The following is a 1,324-nucleotide window of genomic DNA, read 5'->3' on the forward strand; positions in this document are numbered from 1 at the left end:
CCTCGATCGGGTCGCCGAGCCGGGTGCCGGTGCCGTGCGCCTCGACCGCGTCGACGTCGGCCGGGGTCAGCCCGGCCTCGGCGAGCGCCTGCCGGATCACCCGGGCCTGGGCCCGGCCGTTGGGCGCGGACAGGCCGTTGCTCGCGCCGTCCTGGTTGACCGCCACCGCGCGGATCACGCCGACGACGGGATGGCCCAGGCGCCGTGCGTCGCTCAGCCGCTCCAGCAGCAGGACGCCGGCGCCCTCCGCCATCCCGAAGCCGTCGGCGTCGGCGGAGAACGCCTTGCACCGGCCGTCGGGGGCGAGCGCCCCGAGCCGGCTGAAGTCGACGAGCATGCCGGGCGTCGGCATCACGGTCGCGCCGCCGGCCAGGGCCAGGTCCGTCTCGCCCGCGCGCAGCGAGCGGCAGGCGAGCTGGAGGGCGACGAGCGAGGACGAGCAGGCCGTGTCGACGGTGACGGCGGGGCCTTCCAGACCCAGGGTGTAGGCGATGCGGCCGGAGGCGACGCTGGTGGTGGTGCCGGTCACCAGGTAGCCGCCGACGTCGGTGCCGCCGTCGGCGAGGCGCGGGCCGTACTCCTGGGCGATGACTCCGGTGAACACTCCGGTCGGCGTGCCGCGCACCGACTCGGGGGAGAACCCGGCCCGTTCGAGCGCTTCCCAGCTGACTTCCAGCAGGAGCCGCTGCTGGGGGTCCATGGCCAGTGCCTCGCGCGGCGAGATGCCGAAGAAGTCGGCGTCGAAGTCGGGGGCGTCGTGCAGGAATCCGCCGGAGCGCTGGCGCACCGTGCCCTGGCGCTTCGGGTCCGGGTGGCCGAGCGCCTCCAGGTCCCAGCCGCGGTTCGTGGGCAGGCCCGACACGGCGTCCTGCCCGCCCGAGAGCAGCTCCCAGAACTGCTCGGGGGTGTGTACCCCGCCGGGCAGCCGCAGTGCCATGGCGACGACCGCGATCGGTTCGTCCGCGGCGTGACCGGCGCCCGGCTCGCGCTGTTCCGGGGGCAGTTGCGCATCGGGTGCGGTGTCCTGGGCGCGCGGGCGCAGCAGGTCGTACAGCGCGTCGGTGAGGGCGCGCGGGGTGGGGTGGTCGAAGAGGGTGGCGATGCCGATGTCCTGGCCGACGGCCGCCGCGAGGCGGTTGCGCAGCTGCACCGCGAGGACGGAGTCGAGCCCGAGTTCGGCGAAGGTGAGCGAGCGGTCCGCGGCCGCGGTCCCGGTGCCGGTCACCGCGGCGGTCTCGGCGTCGACCAGGCGGGCCAGCCGCTGGCGCACTTCGTGCTCGGGCGCGTCAGGCGCGTAGGGCCCCGGGCGGGCGGGACCGGCGGG

1 protein-coding gene is annotated in these 1,324 nt (G+C 76.2%); it reads right to left on the reverse strand.

Translation table 11 applies throughout. The annotated features are described in order from the left end of the window. A partial coding sequence (locus tag G3I40_RS21730; protein WP_164303809.1) for a type I polyketide synthase occupies nt 1-1,324 on the reverse strand: 1,324 nt, incomplete at both ends.

The organism is Streptomyces sp. SID14478 (assembly GCF_010548525.1).
In the GTDB taxonomy this organism is placed as follows: domain Bacteria; phylum Actinomycetota; class Actinomycetes; order Streptomycetales; family Streptomycetaceae; genus Streptomyces.